This is a genomic window from Rhodococcus sp. DK176 (assembly GCF_038447315.2).
Lineage (GTDB): Bacteria > Actinomycetota > Actinomycetes > Mycobacteriales > Mycobacteriaceae > Rhodococcus_F > Rhodococcus_F jostii_A.
In genome coordinates this window covers 5072031-5095449 of the sequence record NZ_CP118321.2, presented here as the reverse complement: position 1 = coordinate 5095449, position 23419 = coordinate 5072031, and the positions used below count along the sequence as shown (strand labels likewise).

The 23419-nt window shown below is 69.1% G+C and carries 8 protein-coding genes and 1 tRNA gene; 4 read left to right on the top strand and 5 right to left on the bottom strand.

What is annotated here, in order from left to right; genetic code table 11:
• The first annotated feature begins 42 nt into the window (after positions 1-42).
• Both PSR88_RS24055 and PSR88_RS24050 read left to right on the top strand, forming a co-directional pair.
• Entirely contained in the window at positions 43-678 is a 636-nt protein-coding gene (locus PSR88_RS24055; RefSeq protein ID WP_016883987.1) for a TetR/AcrR family transcriptional regulator, read from the top strand.
• A 101-nt stretch (positions 679-779) separates the two neighbouring features.
• Positions 780-2192: a lipase family protein gene (locus tag PSR88_RS24050; protein WP_016883988.1), complete on the top strand. Its 1413-nt coding sequence runs from the start codon at positions 780-782 to the stop codon at positions 2190-2192.
• Between the two features lie 13 nt (positions 2193-2205).
• Here the strand turns inward: PSR88_RS24050 and PSR88_RS24045 are convergent, their stop codons facing one another.
• Both PSR88_RS24045 and PSR88_RS24040 read right to left on the bottom strand, forming a co-directional pair.
• Positions 2206-2409: an RNA polymerase sigma factor gene (locus tag PSR88_RS24045; protein WP_016883989.1), complete on the bottom strand. Its 204-nt coding sequence runs from the start codon at positions 2407-2409 to the stop codon at positions 2206-2208.
• Positions 2410-2552: 143 nt separating this feature from the next.
• Positions 2553-2627, bottom strand: a tRNA-Thr gene (locus PSR88_RS24040).
• 72 nt (positions 2628-2699) lie between these two features.
• On the opposite strand from PSR88_RS24040, the gene PSR88_RS24035 reads away from it, so the two are divergent.
• Positions 2700-3077, top strand: coding sequence for a nuclear transport factor 2 family protein (locus PSR88_RS24035; protein WP_009477786.1), 378 nt, complete (start codon positions 2700-2702; stop codon positions 3075-3077).
• A 1-nt stretch (position 3078) separates the two neighbouring features.
• The gene (locus PSR88_RS24030) at positions 3079-4518 is read left to right on the top strand and encodes a threonine/serine exporter ThrE family protein (RefSeq protein WP_009477785.1); all 1440 of its coding nucleotides are present in this window, start codon (positions 3079-3081) and stop codon (positions 4516-4518) included.
• A 106-nt stretch (positions 4519-4624) separates the two neighbouring features.
• Here PSR88_RS24030 and PSR88_RS24025 read toward each other — a convergent pair whose 3' ends face one another.
• The 3 genes from PSR88_RS24025 to PSR88_RS24015 all read right to left on the bottom strand — a co-directional run bounded on the left by PSR88_RS24025 (position 4625) and on the right by PSR88_RS24015 (position 23151).
• Positions 4625-4876 (bottom strand): MbtH family protein, encoded by a 252-nt coding sequence (locus tag PSR88_RS24025; RefSeq protein ID WP_005244517.1) that lies wholly within the window; start codon positions 4874-4876, stop codon positions 4625-4627.
• Positions 4873-6219 carry a lysine N(6)-hydroxylase/L-ornithine N(5)-oxygenase family protein gene (locus PSR88_RS24020; protein WP_011597054.1) on the bottom strand — a complete coding sequence of 449 codons (1347 nt, stop codon included), beginning with the start codon at positions 6217-6219 and terminating at the stop codon, positions 4873-4875. Before PSR88_RS24020 ends, PSR88_RS24025 begins: the two co-directional genes overlap by 4 nt.
• A gap of 162 nt (positions 6220-6381) precedes the next feature.
• Positions 6382-23151 carry an amino acid adenylation domain-containing protein gene (locus PSR88_RS24015; protein WP_342338950.1) on the bottom strand — a complete coding sequence of 5590 codons (16770 nt, stop codon included), beginning with the start codon at positions 23149-23151 and terminating at the stop codon, positions 6382-6384.
• Positions 23152-23419: the final 268 nt, after the last annotated feature.

Genomic DNA, 23419 nt, shown 5'->3' with positions numbered 1-23419 from the left:
GCCCAGGCGGGCCCCCACGTCCCGTCACCGTAGGCTGAGATCGTGTCCCGAGCAGAGTCGAATCGGACGTACAGCGGCCAACCGGTTGCGGAACGTCGCGTAGCCCGCCGGGCGCGGTTCCTCGACTCCGCCCGGTCGGTCTTCGCGGAGAAGACGTACGCCCACAGTTCGATCAGCGACATCTGTGCCCACGCCGGCCTGTCGCGTCGCCAGTTCTACGAGGAGTTCGGCAGCCGCGAGGACATCCTCCTCGCGCTCTACGACACGATTCAGGACGAGGCCCGGGACGCGGTGCTCGCCGCGAACGACCGGGCGCCCTCGCGGGATCCCCGGACCGTCGCCGGCACCGTCATGACGGCCTACATCGAATCGGTCGGCACGGACGAGCGGCGGGCCAGGATCATCTTCGTGGAGGTGGTCGGGGCGGGCCCGCGGGTCGAGCAGTACCGCCTCGAGCGCCGCACGCAGTGGGCGCAACTCTTCGAAACCGTCACCCGCACGATCGACGGCGGCATCGTCGACCCGCCCGAGTGGTTCGAGATGGTGTCGATCGCCTTCATCGGGGCGGTCAACGATCTCGCCCACCACTGGAGCACCGCCTCCCCCAGGCCGTCCCCGTCGGTGCTGGTGGACGTTCTGAGCACGATGCTCATCGCGCTGGTCACCGACCAGACCTGAACCGAACTTACTCGCGAGTATTGCGATACCCGTCACACCTCATCTACGGTCTGCTCAAAAAGTGAGACATAGACGTCTCACTTCGGGCCGGGGAGGACCACTTGATCGGATCGAGAGCACGACGACGTCGAATGCTGCTGGTGGGAGCGATGGTGGAGGGCGCACAGCTCGCCGTCGCCGCGCCGTCGGTCGGGGCTCCCGCCGACGACGGAACTCCGGTGGACGTGCAGCCGGCTACTACCGTCCCCGCCTGGCCCGAGGCCGACCGGGGGTTCTACGAACCACCGGCGGACGTGGTCGCGGCGGCCGAGCCGGGCGAAATCATCGCCGCCCGCGAAGTGAACCTGGCGAACCTGTCGGTGTTTCCGGTGAACGTCGACGCGTGGCAGCTGTCGTATCGCTCCACCAACTCGCGGGACGAGCCGATCCCGGCGGTCGCGACGGTCGTCAAGGCCCGGGGCACGATCGGCGGCGTCCGCAATCTGCTCTCGCCCCAGCCGGCGGAAGACTCCCTCGGCAAGTACTGCGCCGCTTCGTACGCACTGCAGCAGTGGTCCGTGCCCGCGCCGCTGACCGGTCAGATCGTCGCGCCGCTGCAGTTCCTCGAGGCGCAGGCCGCCCTCGCCCAGGGATGGGCCGTCGTGATGCCGGATCACCAGGGCCCGAACGCCGCGTATGCGGCCGGGCCCCTCGCGGGCCGCATCACCCTGGACGGGATCCGGGCGGCGGAGAACTTCGGCCCACTGGGCCTGACAGGCAGGCAGACTCCGGTCGGGTTGATGGGCTATTCCGGAGGCGCGATCGCGACGGGTCACGCCGCCGAACTCCACGCGAGCTACGCACCGGACCTGAACATCGTCGGTGCGGCCGAAGGCGGCATCCCGGCCGATCTCGGCGCCCTCGTCGATCTCGCCGACAACAACCTGGGCGCGGGAATCGTGCTGGGCGGCGTGTTCGGCGTGAGCCGTGATTATCCCGAGCTCGCGGAGTATCTCGACACACATCTGAATCCACTCGGCAAGCAGCTCCTGACCGCCAAGAGCAACCTCTGCGTGAGCTACCAGTCGGCGCTCCTGCCGTTCGCGAACCTGCGGGGCCTGTTCGACAGCCCGAGCGGCGACCCGCTGCGCGATCCGGTGGTCGAGTCGGTACTCGACCGGACGAAGATGGGTCACCGGGTCCCGGACGTCCCGATGTTCATGTACCAGGCGAACCCGGACTGGCTGGTGCCGGTCGGGCCCGTCGACACACTCGTCGACACCTACTGCCAGGACCCGGACGCCCGGGTGACGTACACCCGCGACCACGCCAGCGAGCACCTGTCCCTCGAACCGGTCGCGGCGGCGAGCGCCCTGATGTGGTTGCGGGACCGGTTCGCCGGGGTCCCGGCCGAGACCGGATGCAGCACCCACGACGTCGGATCGATGGCCCTCGACCAGGCGACGTGGCTGGTGTGGTCGTCGATCGTCGGCGACACGATCGCGAGCCTGCTCGGTCAGCCGATCGGCACGTGAGGGCGCGGTCCGATCAGACGGCGCCGACCCCGGCGAGCAGTCTGCGCGCCCCCTCGTGGAGGCGGTCCCGGACAATGGCGACGCTGATCTGCATCGTGTCCGCCACCTCGTCGCAGGACATTCCCCGGTAGTACACGAGGGCCAGTGCCTCCCTTTCGAGGGCGGGCAGCGCTTCCATTGCATCCAGTACCGCCGACCTGCACGAATTCACTTGCATGTACTCATCGTCAATGACCGGCGGGGTCGGAGACAGGGACCCCAGGGTGACGAACTGCCCACCCAGGGGTGAGCGTGCGGGAAAGACAGAGGGCCACCTTCCCGGGGGAAGGTGGCCCTCTGTGTGCGGAGGCAATTCCGCGGTGGAGCCTCCTGTCAGGATTGAACTGACGACCGCTCGCTTACAAGGCGAGTGCTCTACCACTGAGCTAAGGAGGCGGACACGCGCGCCCATCATATCCATTGCAGGAACGTCGGCCACTTCCGCCCACATTGGATAGCGTTGGAGCCATGAGTACCTCGGAGATCGCCACTGTCCTCGCTTGGCACGACGCCCTCAACTCCGGCGACATCGACACTCTGCTGTCGCTGTCGAGCGACGACATCGAGATGGGTGGGCCGAAAGGCGCCACCCAGGGCCTGGCGGCGTTGCGGGAATGGGCGTCTACCGCGGGCATCACGCTGATTCCGCAGCGAATGTATTACTACGACGGGGTGCTGGTGGTCGAACAGCAGGCCACGTGGGCGGACCCCGAGGAGACGCGTATCCTGGCCTCTGCATTCCGTGTCGTCCACGATCAGGTCATCTCCACGTTCCGCCACGAGACACTCGAGTCTGCACTCTCCGCTACCGATTTGACCGAGAAAGACCTTGTCTCCGACACGTAGTATGGCCAAGCTCACAGAAACCCTCCAACGTCTCACAGGCGACCGTCGCGCAACGGTCGATGCGGTCACCGCTGCACCCACACCGCTGCAGCCGATCGACCTCACCGACGACGCTGTGGTCGCCGAAGTACTCGACCTCGCCGTGCGTGTCGGTGAAGTGCTCCTCGCGTCGGGCACCGGTGCGATGGACACCGCCGAGCAGGTGCAGTTCATCGCCGCCACGTACGGCCTCGCCCAGTGCGATGTGGATGTCACGTACAACTCCATCGTGCTGTCCGCATACCGGGGGCCAACCCTCCCGCCGGCGAGCACGATGCGGATAGTGCACTACCGCTCGATGGACTTCACCCGTCTCGCGGCGGTGGACCGGCTCACGCGGCGGATCCGCCGTGAGGCCGTCACCCCCAGCGAGGCACACGAGGCCCTGACCGCGGTCACCACGGCGCCGCACCCGTACAACCGCTGGATCGCGACGCTCGCCTGGGCGTCCATGGCCGCGTCGGTCTCCGTGTTGATGGGCGGTGGGGTGCTGGTCGCATCGGTCGCCTTCCTGACGACGATGGTGATCTACCGGGTCAACCGCGTCCTCAACCGCATCGGCCTGCCGTTCTTCTTCCAGCAGGTGGCGGGCGGTCTGGTGGCCGCGACCCCGGCGGCGACGCTCTATACGTTCCAGGATCAGCTGGGTGTCGACATCAGACCCTCGCAGATCATTTCGGCCGGTGTGGTGGTGCTGTTGTCCGGGCTGTCGCTGGTCGGTTCGGTGCAGGACGCCATCACGGGGGCACCGATCACGGCGGCGGCGCGATTCTTCGAAGTGGTCATGATGACCGGTGGCATCATCGCCGGTGTGGCCATCTCGTTGCGTCTGACCGGCGTGCTGGGTTCGACGCTGCCACCCGTCAACGTCGAGATCACGGAACTCGTGCAACTACCCGTGCTGGTGATGTCGGGCGCGTTCGCGTCGATGTTCTATGCGCTGGCCTGTTACGCCGAGCAGCGCGCGCTCACGGCCGCGTGGTTCGGCGGTGCGGCCGGCGCCCTGGTCTACATGGTGGCGCACCAGTTCGGCATCGGCCCCATCATCGGTTCGGCACTCGCGGCCACAGTGGTCGGGTTCGCCGGTGGTCTGATGGCCCGCCGCGCGCTCACGCCGCCGCTGGTCGTCGTGGTGGCGGGTATCACACCACTGCTGCCGGGTCTGTCTCTGTACCGAGGTCTGTACGCCCTGCTCAACAACGAAGTGGTGATCGGACTGAGCTCGCTGCTGGCGGCGTTCGGTATCGGTTGCGCGCTCGCGGCGGGCGTCACGCTAGGCGAATGGATTGCCCGGACCATGCGGAGGCCGCGCATCCTGCGTCGCACAGACGACATCCGCCGCCCCGTCTTCAAGACGAGGCGGCGGAAGGCGGTCGAAACACACGCACAGAAGGCGGCCTGAGGCAGTTTCAGGTGACGGCCTCTGGGCCGTCTGCCGGGTACGACCGCCGGTGTCTCACCGGACGGTCGTCCCGGCACATCGTCGCCGAAACGCGGCGCCGGGGAGGTCAGCTCTTGTCGACGCTGTGCCGTCCGCCCGACTTCTCGTCGGCCTCCATGGCCTCACGCAGGCTCTTCGGCCGCATGTCGGTCCAGTTCTTCTCCACGTACTCGAGGCACGCGGCCCGGCTTTCCTCGCCGAAAACTACGCGCCAGCCTGCCGGCACCTCAGAGAACGTGGGCCACAGTGAGTGCTGGTCCTCATCGTTCACCAGCACGTAGAAGCGGCCTTCTTCGTCATCGAATGGATTGGTGCTCATCTCGCCTCGCTTGTCGCATACGTGTCCTGTGCGTTCACACTAGCAAGCGTGCCGTTGCGGCCACGCCTTGTTACGACAGATGTAACGATCTCTCCCGCCCGCACGGCAACATTCGACAGGAGCGACGACGTGATTCCGTGCGTTTTCTCCGTGCCGCCCTGCAGATAGATTCCCGCTGTGACGTCCGGTGAAACCGCCAATCTGTAATCTCGGCCCACTTCACGCGGCGGGTGGATTTTCGGCGCGAGATCTCCGAGAAGAGGCTCGAGGGGGGCGGGAGTGAAACCGGTGGCCAGAATCAGTGCGTCGCAAGCGAGAGTGTCGGTGAGGCCGTCCACACCGCTGCGGACAGCCACCTCGATTCCGTCCGAAGTCTCGTCGACGGCAATGATCTCCGACGCGCGTCGCATGAAGAGGCGGCGACGCCCACGCACGCGTTCCTGGTATTCGGTCGCGTAGAGCTCGTTGATGAGCTCGATGTCGACCACCGAATAGTTAGTACTCCTATGGACATCCAGCAATCGCAGTCGCTCCGCCTCCGGGGCGCCGTGCAGGTCGTCGACCGCCTCGGGATCGAAGATGCGGTTGGCGTATGGGCTGTCGTCGGCCGGGCTGTACCCGTACCGCGAGAAGACGCTGTGGACTTCGGCTTCGGGGTAGTTTCCGTGCAGGTACTGCACGATCTCGGCGGCGCTCTGGCCTGCCCCGAGGACGACGAACCGATGGTGGACCGGGGCCGGCATCTCGCCGAGCCGGAACAGGAACTGGTGGTTGTGGAAGCACCGCGCAGAGGGGTTGGCCCACTCGGGGATTCGTTCCCGCAGACCGGCGCCCATCACGACGTTGCGCGCGATCACCGTGCTGCCGTCGGCGGTGCGGACCTCGAAACGGTCGATCACCCCGTCGTCACCGCGGATTCCGCGTACGGTCTCCACAGCGGTGCCGTATCGCACGTCGGCGTCGACTCGGCGCGCCGCCCACTGCAGGTAGTCGTGAAACTCGTGACGAGTCGGAAAGAAGGTCTGGTGATTGACGAAGTCGACGAGGCGACCCTGATCGAAGAGGTAGTTGAAGAAGGTGAATGCGCTACGCGGATTCCGGAACGTCACCAGGTCCTTCGGAAACGCGATCTGCATCGTCGCGCCGTCGAGAAGCATCCCGGGATGCCACCCGAATCGATCCTGCTTCTCGAAGAACTGCGCGCTGATCCGCTCGCGCGGGGGGCACTCCGCATTGTGTTCCTCGATGGCAATGGCCAGGGCGAGGTTAGCGGGACCGAACCCGACACCCACGACATCTCGCACTGGGAGATCTGTACCGACCGTTTCCGGCGATTCACTCATAGCTCGTTGTCCGTCCTCGACGCCGCGCCGCACCCGACCCAGCCGCCGTCTGCCTTCTGAAAAGATAGTGAAGCCTATCCTTATTTCCAGCACAGTACCAAGTACTTCCGGCCCTCGCGGCGGCGAACTCCGCCCCGGAACTGCGATCTGGATCACTCTTGATCATCGGGCTCCTTCCGCCCATGCGGTGACCAGCGACGACAACTCCGACGCCCAGCCACGGACCTCCCCGGCGTCCAGCACATCCGAGGAGAACGAGAAATACGCGTGGACGGGTCCGTCACCGATCGGCTCGTAGAAGCTCAGCGTCAGGTCCGAATCCGGAACACCCACCGGCACCGGCATCAAGCCGCCCAGCGCGTCGAGATGACCGAGCCTGGCCTGCTCGTGATGAACGAGCATGACCTGCGGACGGACCACCGGCGTCTCGCCGACCGCCTCCACGACGTCGGCGAACGCCACGTCCTGGTTGTCCAGCGCGTCGAGATTCGCGGTCCGGATACGCCGGAGCAACTCCACGGGATCGGGAGCACCGCTCGTATCCGTTCGCAACAGAACGATATTGAAGAAGCAGCCGACCAGGGCGTCCAGCGCCTCCTCCGTGCGTCCCGCGACGAGTGACCCCAGCGGAATGTCCGTGCCGGCGCCGTGCCGTGTCAACACGGTGGCGAGTGCGGCCTGCAACACCATGAACAGGCTGGTGCCCGTGTCGCTCGCGAACTTCCGGGCCGCGCTGTGGAGTTCCGCGTCGATCTCGACCGGCACGATCTCCGCCGTCCTCGGTCCGCGCACCGCCGGGGCGGGCAGTTCGAGCCGGGACGGCATGCCGTCCAGCGTCTCCCGCCAGTAGTCGAGCTGACGCGACCGACGGCTGTCCGGGTCCTCGGGATCGCCGACGAGCGCCTGCGACCACACGACGTAGTCGGCGTATCCGACGGGCAGCGGTTCCCATGCGGGTTCCTCACCGTGCGAGCGCGCGGCGTATGCGCCCATCAGATCACCGAGCAACGGCACCACGGACCACTCGTCGACGGCGATGTAGTGCATCGCGAGAAGCAGTGCCTGGGTGCCGTCGGCGCCGGTCACGAGATGCACCCGGAGGGGTGCGTGCTCGGTGAGATCGAGGGGCTCCTGCGCCAATTCGAAGACCCTGCGGTGGACGTCTCCGTCCCCGACGTCGACGAGTTCGAGCGCGGGCCGCCCCGCTTCCTGCGCGACGACGGTGTCCCCGGCCTCCACGTACACGGTCCGCAGCGGTTCGTGCCGGGACGTGACGTCGTCGAGAGCCTGCGCCAGGATCTCGGGGTCGACGGTGTCGCGAAGCTGCAGCGACAGTGCGTGACTGGCCCGCGCCTCGGCGCCTGCCGCCCGGAACTGCTTCCAGAACCGGCGTTGCGGCCCGGACAGCGGGAGCGCCTCCGGTCGCGGGTGCGCCGACGTCAGCACCGGCCTGCCGGTGGACGAGGCGCCCGCCACGATCGCGGCGAGTTCGGCCACCGTGGAACTGTCGAACACGTCCCGGATACCGATGTCGACGGCGAACCGCCCGCGGATCCGCCCCACCAACCGCATCGATGCCATGGAGTTGCCGCCGAGGTCGAAGAAGTCGTCGTGGATGCCCACCGACGGCAGATGCAGGATGTCGGCGAACGCTGCGGCGATCTCCTTCTGCTCCGGCGTCTGCGGCGTGCCGTCCCCCGTCAGGGCCGACCAGTCCGGCAGCGGGAGCGCCTTGCGGTCGAGTTTGCCGTTGGGTGTCAACGGGAGATCCTCGTCCAGCACGACCACGAGAGTCGGCACCATGTAGTCGGGCAGCCGCGCGGCGGCGTGTTCCCGCACGGCCCGCGGATCGATCTGCCCGGCTGCGTGACCGTCGGCCGATGTCACATAGCCCACGAGCCGGACGATGTCGCCGGACCGGTCCGCGACGACAGCCGACTGCTTCACCTCAGGATGGCTTCCGAGGGCCGCGATGATCTCGCCGAGTTCGATGCGGAATCCACGGATCTTCACCTGGTCGTCGACGCGTCCGAGGAAGTCGATGTTGCCGTCGGCCCGCCAGCGCGCCCGGTCACCGGTCCGGTACATCCGGGTGCCCGCGTCGCCGAAGGGGCTGGGCACGAACCGGACCGACGTGAGGTCGGGCCGGCCGAGGTATCCGCGGGCCAGTCCGCGACCGGCGATGTACAACTCGCCCGCCACCCCCGGCGGCACCGGCTGCAGGCGGTCGTCGAGGACGTACGCCTGCTCGTTGGGATCGGGGATGCCGATCGGCACAGCCGAGTCCCATCCGGGCTGCGCCTGCCACAGCGTGTTGTTGACGGTGGCCTCGGTGAGACCGTACGCGGCCAGCAGGTTGAGCCGTTCCGCCCAGCGTCCGATCAGTTCCGGCGGCACGGTCTCGGTGCCCACCAGCACGGTGCAGCCTTCCGGGACGTCGCAACCCGACGGCAGAGCAGCCAGCAGGGACGGCGGAATGATCGCGTGCGTCACGGCGTGTGCGGCCATGAAATCGGTGAGTTCCGGTCCGGCGACGCGGGACTCGTCGGGGACGATGACCAGACGGGACCCCGTGCACAGCGCCATCGACAACTCGAAGACCGCGACGTCGAATCCGATCGACGCGAACTGCATCACCACCGAACCCGGGACGAGCTTCATCCGCCGTTCGGCGGTCGCGACGAGGCTGGGAATCCCGTCGTGAGTGAGGATCGCGCCCTTGGGTTTACCGGTGGAGCCCGAGGTGTAGATGACGTATGCGGCGTGGTCCAGGCCCTGCGGGGGCCGCGGCACCCGCACGGCGGGCCCGGTCTCGAGTTCCGTGACGACGGACTCGTCGTCGAGGAGAACGCGAGTGAGGCCGTCGACGTCCGCGATGCGCGGGCTCTCCCCCACCGTGGTCACCAGCACCCGCGCGGCGGAGTCGGCGAGCATGTAGGAGATGCGGTCGGACGGGTGGTTCAGGTCGAGCGGAAGGTACGCCGCCCCGAGTTTCAGCACCCCGAGCACGACCGCGACCATCTGCGCCGATCTCGGTACCGCCAGTCCCACAACGTCCTCGACGGACACGCCGCGACGATGCAGCAGTGCGGCAATACGGTCGGCGCGAACACTCAGTTCCGCGTACGTCACCTCACCGCCGGCGTCGACGACGGCCACGGCGTCGGGGGTCGCCGCCACGTGGCGCGCGAACGCCTCGTAGAACGTCTCCTCCGCCACCGGCTGTGACGTGTCGTTGAACCCGCGCACCACGAGTTCGCGTTCGTCGCCGAGGAACACGTCGAGGTCGCCGACCGCGCGACCCGAGTCGGATGCGAGGACCTCCAGCACCACGACCTGCCTGCGCGCGATCTTCTCCGCGGTGGCCCGGTCGAACAGGTCGGAGCCGTATTCGAGGCGCAGGTCGACCCGGTCGTCGTCGAGGTACTCGGTGAAGTTGAACACCAGGTCGAACTTGGCGGTGCGTTCCTCGAATGCCACCGGAGTGAGGGCCAAGCCGGGTGCGAGCGCCGAATCGGACGTCCGGCTGCGGTAACCGACCATCACCTGGAACAGCGGGTTCCGGGCCAGGGTCCGCGCCGGATTCACCTTCTCCACAACGGTTTCGAACGGAACGTCCGCATGCGAGAAGGCCGCCAGGTCGGTGTCGCGGACCCGTGCCAGCAACTGGTCGAACGTGGGGTTGCCCGACACGTCCGTCCGCAGCACCACGGTGTTGACGAAGAATCCGATCAGGTCGTCGAGACCCTGTTCGCTGCGGCCGGCGACCGGCGCGCCGATCGGCAGGTCGTCGCCCGCACCGAGACGGTGCAGCAACGCCGCCGACGCCGCGTGCAGCACCATGAACATGCTGGTTCCCGACGTCCGGGCGAGCGCACGCAGGGCCCGCGTCGTCGCGGCGTCGAGCGTCGCCTCGATCGCGCCGCCCGCGAAGCTGGGCCGCGCCGGGCGGGTGCGGTCGGCGGGGAGCACCAACTCCTCCGGCGCCCCGTCGAGAGTCTTCGCCCAGTAGTCGAGTTGACGGCTGACGAGGCTGGACGGGTCCTGCGGATCACCCAGGACGTCACGCTGCCACAGCGTGTAGTCGGCGTACTGCACGTCGAGCGGTTCCCACGCCGGTGCCGAGCCCTGCGCGCGAGCGGCGTACGCCGACATCAGGTCCCGCAGGAACGGGCGGTCCGACCATTCGTCGGTGGCGATGTGGTGCAGCACGATGGCCAGCACCTGCTGGTCCGCGACCCGGATGAGACTGGCGCGCACCGGGATCTCCGTCGCCAGGTCGAACGGGCGGCCGACGGTCTCGGTGACGAGCCGCACCAGATCGGCCTCGGTGCCGTCCACCACCGCGACGCCGGGCCGGGCGTCGTCCAGGATCACCTGCACCGGTTCGCCGTCGTCCTCCCCGAACACCGTTCGCAGCGACTCGTGCCGGAACACGACGTCGGTCAGCGCCTGCTCGAACACCCCGGGGTCCAGTGCACCCTGCAGTCGCAGGACGATCGGGAAGTTGTACGCGGCCGAGGTGCCTTCCATCTGCTGCAGGAGCCACAGGCGTTGCTGCGCAGCGGAGAGCGGCAGATGCTCGGGCCGCGGCCGGGCGACCAGCACCGGGCGCGTCGAACCGGTGTCGTCGCCGATCCGGGCGGCGAGTTCGGCGACCGTCGGTGCCTCGAACAGGTCGCGCAGGGTGAGGTCGGTGTCGAGCGCGGCCCGTGCCCGGCTGATCAGCCTGGTAGCCAGCAGCGAGTGACCGCCGAGGTCGAAGAAGTCGTCGTCGACCCCGGGGGCGGGGACGCCGAGGATCTCCCCGAACAAGCCGGACAGCATCCGTTCGGTGTCGGTGCGGGGTTCCGTGCGCGCGCCGCCGCTGCGGCCGAGCACGTCGTCCGCCGACGGCAGCGCCTTGACGTCGAGTTTGCCGTTGACCGTCATCGGCAGGCTGTCGACCTCGATGACCGCGGCGGGCACCATGTAGTCCGGCAACGTTGCGCGCAGCGCCTGTGAGTACTTGTTGACGTCCCGCGGTTGACAAGTACTCACGACGGCGTAGCCGACGATCCGCTTGAACCCACCCGGGCCCGAATCGACGACGACGGCGGCCTGGCGCACGTCGTCCAGAGCTTCGAGCGCGGATGCGATTTCGCCGAGTTCCACCCGGTGACCGCGGATCTTCACCTGATCGTCGGTCCGGCCGAGGAAGTCGAGGTTCCCGTCCTCACGGCGGCGCACGAGATCGCCTGTCCGATACATACGTACGGACTCCTCGAACGGGTCGGCGACGAAACGCTCCGCCGTCAGCGCGAACCGGTCGAGGTAGCCGCGCGCCAACCCGACCCCGGAGATGTACAGCTCGCCGGGAACGCCGTCCGGAGCCGGACGCAACCACGCGTCCAGCACGTAGGCGGACGTGTTCCAGATCGGGGTGCCGACGGTGGGTGTCGCGCTGTCGGCGGTACCGGCACCGAGAGTGTTGATCGTGTACTCCGTGGGACCGTACAGGTTGTACCCGACCGTTCCGTCCGTGTCGCGCAACCGGTTCCACACCGAATCCGACACTGCCTCCCCGCCGAGGAGTACGAGCGGCGGCCGGTGCCGTCCCGGACCGTCGTCGAGCAGACCCTCCTCGACGAGGTGCTGCGCGTACGTCGGCGTCACGTTGACGACGTCGATCGCATGGGTGTCGCAGTAGGCCACGAGCGCCTCGGCGTCACGCCGCAGGTTCTCGTCGCAGATATGGACCTCGTGGCCTTCCACCAGCCACAGCAGTTCCTCCCACGACATGTCGAACGCGAACGACACGGTGTGCGCGATGCGCAGCCGCCGACCGCCCGCGGCGGTCACGACGGGTTCGAAGATCGCCTCACGATGGTTGAACTGCATGTTGGTCAGACCGCGGTACGGGGTGACGACGCCCTTCGGCTTGCCCGTGGACCCGGACGTGTAGATGACGTACGCCGGATGGTCCAGGCGCCCGGGGGTTCCGGGCGCGAAACCGCCGAGTTCGGCCTCCGACAGCGGTGCGGACGCGACCCCGCCGAAGTCCACGGTGTCGACGGCCAGTGTGTCGACCGTCGCAGCGGCGAGCGTTCCGGCGACCTCCGACGTGGTGACCAGGACCGTCGGACGCGCGTCGTCGAGCATCGCGAGGAGTCGCTCGGCGGGGTGGTCCAGTTCGAGCGGCAGGTACGCGGATCCGGTGCGCAGCACGGCGAAGAGCGCGACCACCATCTCCACCGACCGCGGCAGTGCGAGCGCGACGATCCGCTCCGGGCCCGCGCCGTGGCCGAGCAGGACCCGGGCCATCCGATTCACGTCGGCGTCGAGTTCGGCGTAACTCACGCGGCGGTCGCCGAACACCAGAGCCGTGTCTTCGGGTCGGCCGCGGGCCGCGTCGGCGAACAGATCGGCGATGGTTCTGTCGGGTAGGGCCTTCCGCTCGACCGGCACGGGTGTTGCGGCACCGGCGATTCCGCCGACCACACCCGACAGGTCGGTGGACCATTCCTCGAGCACGGTGAGGTACCGCGACAGCATGCGTTCGACCCGCGACTCCGAGATCTTCTCGGGGTGGAACTCGAACTTCACCTTCACGCTCGCGCCCGGCGTCACGACGACCGTGACCGGGTAGTGCGTGTGATCGATGCTGTCGCCGCCGCTGATGTCGTGCGCCGCATTGAGCGCCGACACCTGCTTCTCGTCGACGAAGTTCTGCAGCACGTACAGCACGTCGAACAGCTGCCGGTGCTCGGACACCCGCTGGATGGAGGCGAGCCCGAGGTAGTCGTACGGGGTCAGCGCCAGCCGCTCCGACTGGATTCGCCGAAGCAGGTCGGTGACGGTCTCGTCGGCGCGCAGCGTCGTCCGGACGGGGACGGTGTTGAGGAACATTCCGGCCACCGCGTCGATGCCCGGGACTTCCGGTGGGCGTCCGGCCACGGTGGTGCCGAACACGAGGTCCCGGCGCCCGGTCTCGATTCCGAGTACGACGGCCAGCGCGGCGTTCAGCACCGCGTTGAACGTGACACCGGCACCGCGGGCACCGGCACGAAGCCGTTCGCTCAGTTCCTCGGACAGCACGGCGTCCCGGCGCTGCGGCGGCTGCGGTTCCCCCGCGACCGTCGCGGCCAGCACCGTCGGTTCGTCGAGCCCGCCGAGCGCGTCGGTCCACGCCGCCTGCGCGGCGTCCGCGTCCCGGGTGGCCAGCCACTGGAGGTAGTCCTCGAAAGATCCTTCCGGGGCGGCGAATCCGGAGTCGTCGCCACCTGATTCGTAGAGCGCGAGCAGCTGGCTGACGACGAGGCCGTTGGACCAACCGTCCCACAGCAGGAACTGCCGGTTGATCACCAGTCGGTCGTGGGAGTCGCCGAGCCGCAACACCATTGCCCGCCACAGTGGCGGGGAGGTGAGGTCGAACGGTGTCAGCCGGTCCTGCGCGGTCAGCTGTTCGGCGTAGGTCGCGCGTTCGGGCTCGTCGAGTTCCCGGAGGTCGAACTCGGCGATGGGCACGTCCAGACCCGCGCCGAAGAACTGCACCGGCGCAGGCAGGCCCGCACTGACGAATCCCGCTCGCAGCGTGGGGTTGCGCCGCTGCAGGGTGCGCAGCGCGGCGGCGAGCCTGTCGGTGTCGAGGCGGTGCTCGAAGTCGAGTGAGAACTGTGCCGTGTAGAGGTCGGCGCCGGAGTCGAACCCGGCCTGGAAGTAGAGACCCTCCTGCAGCGGCGACAGCGGCAGCACCGTGTCGACCCCACTCGGGCTCGCCTCGACGATCCGGTCGATCTCCTCCTGCGTCAGCGTCACGAGGGGAAGGTCGGACGGGGTGAGCATCGCCGGTCCGTCGTGCTCTCCTGCGGCGTCGGCCAGTTCACGCAGTGCGGCCACCCAGCCGTCGCTCAACGCGAGGACGTCGGCCTCGCCCAGGTCGGCGTCCGACCAGGCGAAGACGGCCCGCAGTTCGGTGCCCCGCTCGGACTCGTCACACAGGGCGTTGATCACCAGCCGGTACGGTCCACCGAGATCTGCATCGGGATCGGTTGCCAGCGAATCGGATTCGACCGCGGGCGTCCAAGGTCCGGGCACCGCGTGCGGCATCCGACCCAGGTAGTTGAACAGCACCTGCGATTCCGCCCGTGCCGCCAGAAGGCCCGCGGTGCGCCCATTGACGTACCGCAGCATGCCGTAGCCGATGCCGCCGTCGGGGGCGCCGCGCAGCTGCTCCTTGACGTCCTTCAGCGTCTCGAGTGCGCCCGTCCGGCTGCGCAACCGGACGGGGGTGACGTTGGTGATCCAGCCGACGGTCCGGGACAGATCCACGCCCTCGGCGAGTTCTTCGCGGCCGTGCCGCTCGAGGTCCACCAGCAGGTCGTTCTCGCGCCCACGGCCGGCGAGCCACCGATCGGCCGACAGCCGCAGGGCCGCCAGCAGCACATCGGTGACGTCGGCGCCGACCACGGCGGGAACGGTGGTCAGCAGCGCCGTCGTGAGTTGCGGATCCAGCAGCACCGTCCGTCGTGCGCCACTGCTCACCACCGCGTGCCCGTCGGTGCCACGCACCAGATCGGCACCGGGTTCGGTGACGCGCAGCCAGTGGTCGAGTTCGGCGAGCCGGGCGGGGGCCTGCGCCTGCTCGGTGACGATGCGGGCGAATCCGCGCAGCGACGTGGGCACCGGGTCGAGCGCCGCGTCCTGGCCGCTGTCGGCCGCCACCCACGCCATGGCGAGATCTTCGATCAGCGTCCGCCACGACACCCCGTCGATCACCAGATGGTGGGCGACGAGAAGGAGCCTGCCCAACTCCTGCGGGCCGGCGTCGAACCACACCGCCGACAGCATGGCGCCGTCGTCGGGGGCGAGCCGGTCGGTCGCGGCGTCGGATTCTGCTGCCACGGTTTCGCGCAGCGCGGCGGCGTCGAGTCCGGTGACATCGACACGACGCAGTTCCAGGTCTGCGGATTCGGTGATCTCGAGCGACCACACACCCGGCGCGTGCCGGGTGAGCTTCTGCCGCAGGCCGTCGTGGTGACCGATCACCGAGTGCAGGGCGGCCGTCAGGACGGTGGCGCTGGTGCCCGCCGGTGTGTGGAGCAGAACGGCCTGGTTGAAGCGGTTCTTTCCGCCACTCCACTCGGACAGCCGATGGACCACCGGCAGAGGCGACAGGACGCCGGTGCCCGACTCCTCCACGCGCGGGGCCGGCGCGACGACGGTGGCCGCGACGAGCCGCGCGAGCGCGGCCGGCGTCCGCTGTTCGAAGATCTGCCGCGGGGTGACGGTGATTCCCTCCCGGCGAGCGAGATTCACGAGGCGGATGGCGAGGATGCTGTCGCCGCCGAGCGCGAAGAAGTCGTCGTCCACGCCGACGGTCCCGAGGCCGAGAACCTCGGCGTAGTGGGCGGCCAGCACCGCTGCCGGTCCGCTTTCGAGGACCGGCAGCGACCCCGAACTCGTGTGCGCGGAGAAGTCTGGCGCGGGAAGCGCTGTGCGGTCCAGCTTCCCGCTGGGTCCGACCGGGAACTCGGGCACGGTCACGAACGCGACGGGCACCATGAACTCCGGCAGCGCCGCAGTCAGGCGCGCACGGATGTCGTCGACGTCGGCGTCCCCGACGACGTACCCGACCAGTTGCTGCTGACCGGGCCGGTCCGTGCGCACGACGGCGGCGGCCTGCCGCACTCCGGGGCACGCGGCCATCTGCGCTTCGATCTCGCCCAGTTCGATGCGGAAGCCGCGCAACTTCACCTGATCGTCGACCCGGCCGACGTACTCGACCGCGCCGTCGGCATTGACCCGAGCGACGTCACCGGTGCGGTACATGCGGGACCCGGTGCGGGAGAACGGATCGGCGACGAAGCGCTCTGCGCTCAACCCGGGCCTGCCCAGGTAGCCGCGGGCCAGCTGCGGTCCCGACAGGTACAGCTCTCCGGCGGCGCCCGCGGGCACCGGCTGCAGGTACCGATCGAGCACGTAGAGGCCGGTGTTGGACGTCGGCAGGCCGATCGGCACGGACGGCGCGGACGCGTCGATTCCCTGCACGGACGCGGCGTAGCTGACGTCGACCGACGCCTCGGTCGGACCGTAGAGGTTGTCGAGTTCCACTCCCGGCAGGAGTTCGGCGACGCGCCGGGCGGAGGCCACGGGAAGCGCCTCACCGCTGCAGGAGATGATCCGGAGCCCGGTGCACCGGGCCGCGGCGGGTTCGGCGAGGAACACCTCGAGCATCGAGGGCACGAAGTGCACACGCGTGATCGACTGTCGGATGATGACGTCGGCGAGGTACGCCGGGTCCTTGTGTCCGTCCGGCCGCGCCAGCACGAGGGTCGCCCCGGCGAGGAGCGGTCCGAAGAACTCGAGCACCGACACGTCGAAGCTGGACGGCGTCTTCTGGAACACGGTGTCCGAGGGGGTGATCGGCCGGAACCGCTGAACCCACAGCAGTCGGTTGACGATGCCGGCGTGCGGCACGACAACCCCCTTGGGCCGTCCCGTCGAGCCCGACGTGTAGATCACGTACGCGGGGTGCTGCGGCGCGAGCGCGACACCGGTCAGCGGCTCGGGCGAGAACGCGGCGGCGTCGGACACCCGGACCTGCGGAACGCCGGACCCGGCGAACGGCACGGTGCCGTCGGTGAGAACGCACACCGGCTCCGCGTCCTCCAGCATGTACGCCAGCCGGTCTGCGGGGTAACCGGTGTCGAGCGGAACGTAGGCACCGCCCGCCTTCCCGACCGCGAGGAGCGCCACCATCAGGTCCAGCGAACGGGGCAGTGCCACCGCCACCTTCGACTCGGGTGCCACCCCGCGGTCGACGAGCAGCCGGGCGAGGCGGTTGGCGCGCGCGTGCAGTTCGGCGTAGGTGAGGTGTTCGTCCTCGAACACGACGGCCACCGCGTCGGGTGTCCGCTCGGCCTGCTCCTCGAGCAGCGCCGTCACCGTCGTGTCGGGGAACTCCACCGCGACGTCACGCAGTGCCGCGTCGATCGGTTCACGCGACGCCAGCGGGACGGAAGACACGTTCTGGTCGACGTCCCGGGTCAGCTCCGCGAGATACCCCACCGTCGACGCCGCGAACCGGGTCGCGGTCGCCGCATCGATGCGGGCGGCGTCGTACTTCAGCTCGAGTGCCAGCGCGTCGCCGGGCACGACGATCAGCGTCATCGGGTACGGCGGGTGCTCGTCGAACCGGATGCCGGTCAACTGCACCGCACCGGTGGGATCCGCCACCGCGCCGTCGCCGAGCGGATAGTTCTCGAACACGACGAGCGTCTCGAACAGGTTCTGCAGTCCCGCTTCCCGGCGCAGCTCGGGCAGGCCGAGGTACTGGTGATCGAGCAGCGTCGACTGCTCGTGCTGCCACCGCGCGAGGGTCTCGGCCACGGTGTCGGTGGGCCGGTACCGCAGCCGGGTGGGCACGGTGTTGATGAACAGGCCCACCATGGCCTCGATACCGGGCAGGTCCCCGCTGCGGCCCGACACCGTCGAACCGAACACCACGTCCTCCCGGCCGGTGAGGCGGCCGAGGACCAGACCCCACGTGCCGTGCACGAGGGTGCTGAGCGTCAACCCCCGGGCCCGGCCCACCGCGGAGAGCGCGGCGGTGTGGTCCGACGGCAGTGTCACCCGGACACTGCGGATCCCGGACTCCCCCTTCGACGACGGCGTCGGCAGGTCCACCGGCTCGGGGGCGTCGGCGAGCGCCTCCCGCCACACGGCGAGCGACGCCTGACGGTCCCGCGCCGCCAGCCATTCGAGGTAGCTCCGGTACGGCGTGGGCGTCGGCAGTGCCAGCGGCTTCCCCTCGACGCTGTACAGGGCCATCAGTTCCCGCAACATCACCGGCACCGACCACCCGTCGGCGACGATGTGATGAATCGACTGCAGCAGAAGGAACTTCTGTTGCAGATCCCCCGTCGCTTCGCTCGCCCCGGGCTCCACCCGAACGAGCGTGTAGCGCAGCAGGGGGCCGCGGCCGAAGTCGAAACCCCGGGCCCGGTCCGCCGCCAGCACCTGTTCCACGCGCTGCTCCGGATCCGCGACGCCGGTGAGATCGAGCACTTCCATCGGCACCTGGACGTTTTCGCCGACCACCTGCACGACCCGGCCGTCCGATACCGCCCACACGCCGACGCGGAGGGCCGCGTGCCGGTCGACGACCGCCTGCAGCCCGCGGTGCAACGCCGCCGCGTCGACGGGCCCGGTCAGTTCGATCACCTGCTGCACCACGTACGGGTCGGTGCCGGTGTCCTCGAACGCCGACTGGAAGTAGATGCCCTCCTGCAGCGGTGTCAGCGGAAGCACGTCGGCCGCCCCCGCCAGCATGTCCACATCCGCCTGCGTCAGCGACACCAGCGGGAAGTCCGACGGCGTGTGACCGCCGAGACGGTCGATTCCGGCCAGCACCCGCAGCACCGCGGTCCACTCGTCGGCGAGCGCCACGACGGCGTCACGATCGAGCACACCGGGCGCCCACGTCAATGTCGTGCGCAGGACGGGGCCGTCGGCGCCGTCCTCGGCGATCACGTCGAACGCCAGGGCATGTCCGAGCGGCATCCGCGGGTCGTCGGCGCCGCCCATGGCGCGGGGCAGCCAGTCGACTCCCTCCGCGGACGTCACCCGTCCGAGGTAGTTGAACAGCACCTGCGGAGTCGGCGCGTGCGCGAGTTCCGGCTTCGGGACACCGAGGTAGCGCAACGCGCCGTAGCCGAACCCGGAACCCGGGATGCGGCGCAACTGGTCCTTCACCGCCTTCAGCGCGTCGGCGATTCCCGTCTCGTCCGCTGCCGCACCGGGGTCGAGCACCACCGGGTAGACGGTGGTGAACCAGCCGACGGTCCGGGAGAGGTCGAGGGCGGGTCCGTCGCTGCGGCGCACGAGGTCTTCCTCGCGTCCGTGCCCCTCGAGGTCGAGGAGCACGGGGCCGGGCTCCCCGGCTCGCCACCTCTGCAACGCCACCGCGGCACCGGTGAGGAGCGCGTCGTTGACGTGGCCGTGGAACGCTGCGGGCACGGTGGCGAGCAGCGGCCGGGTGAACTCCGGAGGCAATGTCACCGTGAGCGTTTCGGCGTCGCCGGCGAGGTCGAGGGCCGGATCGAGCGCACGCGAACCGAGGAGCGGGTCTTCTGTGGTCGCCGCCTCTGACCAGAAGGACAGTTCGTGGTCGAAGGCACCCGACCGCGTCTGCTCGTCGAGCAGCTCGGACCAGCGGCGCAGCGACGTCCCGACCGGAGCGAGTTCGGGGACGCCCCCGGCCGCCACGGCCGTTCCCGCGCGGGCGAGGTCTTCGAGGATGACGCGCCAGGACACCCCGTCGACCACCAGATGGTGTCCGATCAGCAGCAACCGGCCGGGACCCTCGGCCGCGGAGAAGAGGACGGCCTGCACCATCGCACCCGCATCCGGGTCGAGCCTTCCGACGGCCGCCCGGGTCTCGATGTCGAGTTGCTCGGCGCTGCCGTCGAATTCGACGACCCGCAGGATTCCGTCGACCGTCGCCGGGGACGGTTCCGGCACGGACAGTGCCCAGCGGTCGCCCCCGCGGCGGAGGCCGCTTCCGTTACCACGGACGAGCGTCGCGCGCAGGGCATCGTGCCGCTCGAGCACCGCGGCGAGGGCCGCCTTCGCGGCATGCTCGTCGAGGGCGGCCGGAGTCTGCACGAGCACCGACTGGTGGAACGCGGCGATCTCGCCACCCCGCTCCGCAATGCGGGCGACGATCGGGGTGCTGCGAACGTCACCGACGGCGACGTCGTCGGAGTCCACGGCGGCCGCGGTCCGGCCCTCCTGGATCCGGGCGAGCGCCTCGGCGGTGCGGAGCTGGAAGATCTCCCGCGGGCTGATCGAAAGACCTTCCCGCCGAGCGTGGTTGACCAATTGGATCGCGACGATGCTGTCGCCACCCAACGCGAAGAAGTCGTCGGTGACGCCCACCGACTCCACCCCGAGGACACCCGCCATCAGCGCACACAGGGTTTCCTCGGCAGCGGTGCGGGGCGCGACGTTCTCGCCGGCCGCGCCGAGGTCCGGCTCGGGCAGTGCCCGCCGGTCCAGTTTTCCGTTGGGGGTGAGCGGGAACCGATCGAGGACGACGAACGCCGACGGCACCATGTACTCCGGCAGCTTCGACGACGCCCAGACCCGCAGTTCGGCGACGTCCGGAACCGAATCCTGCTTCGCCACGACGTAGGCGGCGAGATACTTTGCCCCCGAGGGTGTCTCCCGAACGACGACGGCACTGTGCCGGACGTCGGGATGCGACACGATGCCCGCCTCTACGTCCTCGAGTTCGAGTCGCATGCCCCGGATCTTCACCTGATTGTCGGCGCGGCCGAGGAAGTCGAGGGACCCGTCCGGCGCCCACCGCGCGAGGTCACCGGTTCGATACAACCGGGAGCCGTCGTTCGCGAACGGATTGGCGACGAAGCGGGACGCCGTCAACCCGGGAGCGTCCACGTAACCGCGGCCGAGGAGGAATCCGCCGGCGTACAGCTCGCCGCCGGTGCCGAGCGGCACCGGGTTCAGGTGTTCGTCCAGCACGTACAGCTGGGTGTTGGGGTTCGGGCGACCGATGGACGTCGCGATCCGCGCCGCGTTCTCCCGGTAGATCACGTGCGACACCCCGATCGTCGCCTCCGCAGGGCCGTAGCCGTGGTACAGCGTGATGGCGAGCTGCGACCGGAACCTCTCGAACAGGCGCGGCGTGAGAACCTCACCGCCACACCACACATGCTTCAGCGACGCCAGCAGATCCGTGCCCCGCGACAGGTCGAGCAGCACGTCCAGCATCGACGACACGAGGTAGACGAACGTCACCGATTCGCCGGCAATCAGGTCCAGCAGATACTGCGGGTCCCGTTCCCCGCCGGGCTCGGCAACAACCAGCCGGCCACCCGCGACCAGGGGCAGCAGAATCTCGTTCACGGAGATGTCGAACGACAGCGGCGCCTTGAACAGCGACGCGTCCGCGGGCCCGAAGCCCAGGATCTCGTCGCGCTGCCACAGCAGACGCGCGCAGACGGCCTCGTGACGGATCATGGCACCCTTGGGCCTGCCCGTCGAACCCGACGTGAAGATGACATACGCCAGCCGCGAACCCTGCACGGTCACCGCGGGCGGCTCGGTGGGCTGGTCGGCGTACGCCCACGCCGCGAGGTCGACCGGCACGGCCCGCTCCCCCGCGTCGGTGACTCCACCGGGGCCGGTGAGCACGAGCGCGGCCCCGGCGTCGGCGAGGACCGACGTCCGGCGGTCCTCCGGCCACGACGGGTCGAGGGGCACGAACGCCCCACCCGAACACATGACGGCGAGCAGTCCGATAACCATTTCCGCCGATCTCGGAAGACCGACCGCCACAACTGTTTCCGCCCCGACACCGCGGGCGCACAGGTGATGGGACAGCTGCGCCACGCGTTCCCCGAGTTCGCGGTAGCTGAGCCGGGTGCCGCCGGCGATCAGGGCCTCGGCATCCGGCGTCCGCGAGACCTGAGCGTGGAACAGGTCGGGAACCGTCACCGATTCCTGCGGGGACGCCGTGTCGTTGAACTCCACCAGCAACTGCCTGCGCTCGGCCTCGGTCATCGGATCGAGCGAGGCGATGGGCTGTGACGGGTCGGCGACGAACTGCCCGACGAAGTGCTCGAGCCTGCGGCGATGCTCCTCGAGTTCGGCGCCGAGACCGGCCGGGGCCCGGAGATCGATCTGGATGGGCTCCGAATCCTGCCCACCGCGGATGGAGAAATCGAGGTCGCGGACCGGTCCGGTGGCCGAACCCCGCACCCACGCCGGAAACCCGCCGAACGTCAGCGAATGCTCGAACATCATGGAATTGATTCCGGGACCGAAGATCTGACGGTCCGGATCGATCGACCGCAGGTCGCGGGCGAGGTCCTCGCCGCGGTAGCGCCCGTGCCGCAGCACCGAGATCAGCGTCGTGTCGATGCTGGTGGCGAGCTCACCCACCGTCATCTCGGGATCCACCTGCACCCGGAGCGGCAGGATCGTCGAGCACATTCCGGGGATGCGGCGCAGTTCGCGTCCGACCCGCGCCGTCATCGGCAGCGACAACGTGAGGTCGCGGCGGCCGGTGAAGCGGTGGATGTACGCCACGACCGCGGCGAGCGGCAGCCGGGTGCGCCTGATCCCGGCGTCGGAGGCGAAGGCGTAGATCGCGTCGGCGTCGTCCCCGTCGATCTCGACGAGGGCGGAGATCGGCGCCCCGGTGTGGTCGACGACCTGTGGGAGCAGCCGAGGCGGCTCCGGCGCGTCGATCACCTGCTGAACCCAGAAGTCGCGGTCGGACTCGAAGCGCGTCGACGCACGGTAGTCGCGGTCGGACGCCACGAGCGTGTCGAGGGGCCACGGCGCCGTGGACGTCTCGAGTTCCGGGTGCTCGTATCGATCGACGACGTCGGCCACGAGCAGGGTGATGCCGTACCCGTCGATGAGGCTGTGGTGGTAACGCTGGTACCAGATCACCGACTCGTCCCCGGTGCGCAGCAGAGCGTGCCGGAACAGCGGTTCGTCGCTCTCGAGGTCGACCACGGTCTCCATGTCGCGGTCCATCCACACACGCGCACACGCTTCGGGATCCTCGTCGCCGCGCAGGTCCACGACCGCGAGCGTCCAGCCGTCGGGGGCTGTCGGCACCTGCAGCAGTTCGTTGCCTGCACCGCGCTCGAAACGCACGTGCAGGGCCTCGGCCCGTTCGACGGTCTTCCGGATCGCCTCGGCGGCACGGTCCAGGTCGATCCGGCCCGCGACCTCGACGACGAGCGAGAGGTTGTAGACCGGGCTGCCCGGGTTCAACTGCTGCCCGACCCACACCTCGGACTGCGCGGCCGTCACCGGCAACGCGACAGGCGTCGAACCGACGCGAGCCGAGGAAGAAGTGCCCTCCGCCGAAGTGCGCTGTGGGCGAGCAGCCGCCGAGTGGTCCGGAGACATAGTGATCCGATCGTCCGTCGAGAGCGCCCGTCCAACGACGGGCACCCGAAGGAGTTTAGGTTAGGCTACCCACCAGCAACAAGCCGGTTGCCAGCAAGTTCACAGGTGCCGGATATCACAGCGATAATTCGAGTTCAATCACCACGAACGCGTGTCCCCCGCACCGCTGCCGGCATTCACCCCGCCGAAGCGGTCCCGACGTCGACTTCGACCGCGTAAACATACCGCGCGTTCGCGGGTTCGGCACACGAGTGGCGGCGTCGACTGC